Genomic DNA, 3,992 nt, shown 5'->3' with positions numbered 1-3,992 from the left:
ACCAGCAGCGAACTGGCGGCCATGCCCAGTCCGGCCAGCCAGGGCGGCATGAAGCCGAGAATCGCCAGAGGCACACACACGGCGTTGTAAAGAGCTGCCCACGCCAGGTTCTGGCGCACGACGGCACGGGTACGGCGCGCATGCTGCAGCAACGCAGACACCGCAGCCAGCTGACCGCCCAGCACAATGAAGTCGGATTTGGCCTGTGCCAGCGGCACGGCCTGCCCCATCGCGACCGATACATCGGCACAGGCCAGCACCGGCCCATCGTTCATGCCGTCACCAACCATGGCAACGCGTTGGCCCCGCTGCTGCAACTCGCGCACATGCGCCAGCTTGCCTTCCGGCGTGCGCTGCCCGTACGCCTGGTCGATGCCGGCGCGATCAGCCAGGCGCGTGACGGCGGCAATCCGGTCGCCGGAAAGCAGTTGCACCTGCAGGCCCAGAGCATGCAGCGCGTCCACCGCCGGCCCGGCGTCTGGCCGAAGGGCCTCATCCATCTCAAAACTGGCGAGCCAGCCTTGTTCATCCGACATATGCACCTGCGGACCGCCCGCGGCCTGACCATCGGCCGGCGCTCCGCAAAATGCGGCCGATCCGAGACGCATGGCGTTCAACTTCGCGCCGGTACCAGTGGCGACATGACCCTGCAAGCCCTGGCCGGGAACTTCGGTGACATCCACAGCAGACCCCGGTGCAATGCCGGCCGCGTGAACAATGGCACGCGACAGAGGATGCAGGGAATGCTGCGCCAGCACAGCCGCCAGCAACAGGGCCTGCGGCGCAGTGATTCCCTCGCGCGTGCGGCTGACGGTCACCGCCATGCGGTCTTCGGTCAGCGTGCCGGTTTTGTCGAACACCACTGTGTCCACCATGGCACAGCTCTCCAGCGCCTCCAGCCGGCGCACCAGCACACCCCGCCGCGCCAGGGCACCAGCGGCGGCAAGTGTCGCGGCCGGCGTGGCAAGCGAGAGCGCGCAGGGACAGGTCACAATCAGCACCGCCACCGCCACGCTGATCGCATGCACCGGGTCGCTGGGCCACCACCAGAGCGCCGCGGCGGCACTCGCCAGCAGGACCAGCAGAACAAATGGCCCGGCGATGCGATCGGCAATTCGTGCCAGGCGCGGCTTCTGTACTGACGCCTGCTCCATGAGCGCCACCATGGCGGCGTAACGGGTTTCACTGCCGGCGCGCTCCACCCGCACCAACAGCATGCCGCTCAGGTTATGGCTGCCTGCAATGACCGCGCTACCGGCACGGCGTTGCAACGGGGTGGACTCGCCGGTGAGCAGGGCTTCATCGACCTGACTCTCGCCGGCCATCACCGTGCCGTCAGCCGGAATCACTTCACCGGGCAGCAGGCGGATCAGGTCCCCGCTTACAAGGCGGCGCAAGGCCACACGCTCGAAGGCGCCGTCCGCCCCCTGCCGCTCCACGCCATCGGGCAGGGTCCGCACCAGCGCCTCGAGCGAACCGGCGGTGCGGTCCCGAAGGCGCTGCTCCAGCAGTCGCCCAGAGAGCAGAAAAAAAACAAACATGGTGACAGAGTCGTACCAGACCTCTGCGCCCCAGCGCGAAGCCGGGTCAAAGGTGGCCGCAGAGCTGGCACCGAACGCAATGAGGATGCCCAGCGCCACCGGCACGTCCATGCCGACACGCCGGTTGCGCAGATCGCGCAAGGCCGAAGAGAAAAATGGCCAGCACGAAAACAGCACGACCGGCAGGGTCAACACCCAGGAGGCCCAGCGCAGCAGCCCCTGAGCTTCGGTCGAGATGTCGCCCGGCCCGGCGATGTAGGCCGGGAAGGCGTACATCATGACCTGCATCATGCAAAAGCCCGCCACCAGCCAGCGCCAGAGCATCATGCGCTGGGCCTGGATGCGCGGCGCGGCAGCCAGCATGTCGCCGGCGGGCAGCGCACCGTAACCAGCCCGCTGCAGCGCGGCCAGCCAGGCAGAGGGCTGGCCCTGCCCTGGCAACCAGGCCACCCGGGCCACGGCGCTGGCGCCATTGACCTGTACGTTGTCCACGCCGGGGAGCTTTTGCAGCACCTCCTCCACCGTGAGCGAGCAGGCTGCGCAATGCATGCCCTCGATCGCGAGGTAGGACTCCCACAGGTCCGCGCGCCCCGGCAACGGCCGGCTGAAGCCCTCCCATTCGGCGCGCTCGTCCAGCGCGGACCAACGCAAGGCCTGTTGCGCGGCGCCGGTATCGAGGGTAGCAGTGAGCATGGAGCAAGCCTACCGCCCGCCGGTAGCACCCGATTGACATGGATCAAGCGGGCCGGACAATCGCCAGCCTAAGCTGCAGGCCTCGCATCAACTCCCAGGAGAAACCGCCATGTACAAACGCATCCTTGTCGCCACCGATGGTTCCGCCCTCTCGAAAAAAGCCGTGCGCAGCGCCATTGACCTGGCCAGCGCCGTGGGCGCGGACCTGGTCGCGCTTTATGTGGTGCCGCGGTATCCGGTCAGCTATTTTGAAGGCGGGATCACGATTTCGTCGCAGGACGTGGCGCGCACCGAGAAACAATGGGCCGACAAGGGCCAGGCTGTGGTGGATGCCGTTCAATTGCAGGCGCAGGGCGAAGGCCTCAAGGCCAAGGCCGTCATTGCACGCTCCGACCTGGTGGCCGAGTCCATCATCTCTGCCGTGAAAAAACACAAATGCGACCTCGTCGTCATGGCCTCGCATGGCCGCAAGGGGATCAAGCGCGTCCTGCTGGGCAGCGAAACCCAGCATGTGCTGACACACAGCAGCGTGCCGGTTCTGGTGTTGCGCTAAACTGATTTTTCAACACCGGTACTTATCCAGCACAAGGAGAAACAATGAAAGTCCTGTTCGCCGCTGATGGCAGCAAATACACCAAGAAGGCCCTGGCCTTTCTCGTCACGCACGAAAGCCTGGCCGGCCCCGAGGATGAAGTGGTGGTGCTCAACGTGCAGCCGCCTGTTCCTCCGCGCGTCAAGGGCATGGTGGGTGCAAGCACCGTCAACGCCTACTATGAGGACGAGGCCAAGAAAGTGCTTGACCCGATCGGGCGTTTCCTCAAGCGGCACAACCTGCAATACCGCACCATCTGGGTCGCCGGATCACCAGCGACAGAAGTGGTACGCGCCTCCAAGCGCGAAAAGGCCCACATGATTGTCATGGGTACGCACGGTCACGGCATCCTCGGCCGGGCCGTCATGGGTAGCGTGGCCCAGCGCGTGGTGACGGACTCGGAAATTCCGGTACTGCTGGTCAAATAGACTGCAACACGCCAGGTCCCAACCCGCCACCCCACAAAAAAAAGCTGGCACCGCCAGCTTTTTTTCGTTGAAGCAAGCGCTTCGCGGTTTCTTATTTGGCAGCCACCGCGCGGGCATCTCGACACCCCGGTTTGGCTGGCCTTCCACGTCCGCCCTTCGGTCAAACGTGAGAGGTTTTCCCATCACCACCTGCATCCACATCGAACAGGTATGAAGCTAGGCCTTGGGCAGGGTCACCCCGACCTGGCCCTGGTACTTCCCGCCGCGGTCTTTGTAGCTGACTTCGCAGACATCGTCGGGATCGCTCTCGAAGAACAACACCTGCGCGCAGCCTTCGCCCGCGTAAATCCTCGCGGGCAGCGGCGTGGTGTTGGAGAACTCCAGCGTCACATAACCTTCCCATTCGGGCTCGAAGGGCGTGACGTTGACGATGATGCCGCAGCGCGCGTAGGTGCTTTTTCCCAGGCAGATGGTCAGCACGTTGCGCGGGATACGAAAGTACTCCAGCGTGCGGGCCAGCGCAAAGCTGTTGGGCGGGATGATGCAGCTGTCGCCATGGAAGTCGACAAAACTCTTTTCATCGAAGTTTTTCGGATCCACCACGGTGCTGTGGATGTTGGTGAAGACCTTGAACTCGGGCGCACAGCGGATGTCGTAGCCGTAGCTGCTGGTGCCGTAGCTGATGATCTTCCGGCCTTCGCTTTCGCGGATCTGGCCCGGCTCGAAGGGTTCGATCAT

4 protein-coding genes are annotated in these 3,992 nt (G+C 64.6%); 2 read left to right on the top strand and 2 right to left on the bottom strand.

From position 1 onward, the window contains the following. Window positions 1-2,234 (bottom strand): cation-translocating P-type ATPase (locus tag PSV33_RS03820; RefSeq protein ID WP_300558869.1); only part of this gene is annotated, 2,234 nt, incomplete at its 3' end. Window positions 2,235-2,343: 109 nt separating this feature from the next. Between PSV33_RS03820 and PSV33_RS03815 the strand changes: the two genes are divergently transcribed. Both PSV33_RS03815 and PSV33_RS03810 read left to right on the top strand, forming a co-directional pair. Further along, complete coding sequence (locus PSV33_RS03815; RefSeq protein WP_300513371.1) at window positions 2,344-2,787, top strand: universal stress protein; 444 nt, start codon at window positions 2,344-2,346, stop codon at window positions 2,785-2,787. 44 nt (window positions 2,788-2,831) lie between these two features. After that, a complete protein-coding gene (locus PSV33_RS03810) occupies window positions 2,832-3,254 on the top strand; it encodes a universal stress protein (RefSeq protein WP_300558867.1) in 423 nt (140 codons plus the stop codon). A gap of 216 nt (window positions 3,255-3,470) precedes the next feature. On the opposite strand, the gene dcd is transcribed toward PSV33_RS03810, so the two are convergent. Continuing rightward, window positions 3,471-3,992 (bottom strand): dCTP deaminase (dcd, locus tag PSV33_RS03805; RefSeq protein WP_300558865.1); only part of this gene is annotated, 522 nt, incomplete at its 5' end.

It is taken from the genome of Polaromonas sp., from assembly GCF_029945895.1.
In the GTDB taxonomy this organism is placed as follows: Bacteria; Pseudomonadota; Gammaproteobacteria; order Burkholderiales; family Burkholderiaceae_C; genus Polaromonas.
Note: the sequence above shows the minus strand (reverse complement) of the source record. Positions and strands in the feature narration are given on the sequence as shown.

Excerpts from the sequence above, each read along its gene's own strand:
- PSV33_RS03810 (WP_300558867.1), top strand. The coding sequence starts at position 2,832 with ATGAAAGTCCTGTTCGCCGCTGATGGCAGCAAATACACCAAGAAGGCC.
- PSV33_RS03815 (WP_300513371.1), top strand. The coding sequence starts at position 2,344 with ATGTACAAACGCATCCTTGTCGCCACCGATGGTTCCGCCCTCTCGAAA.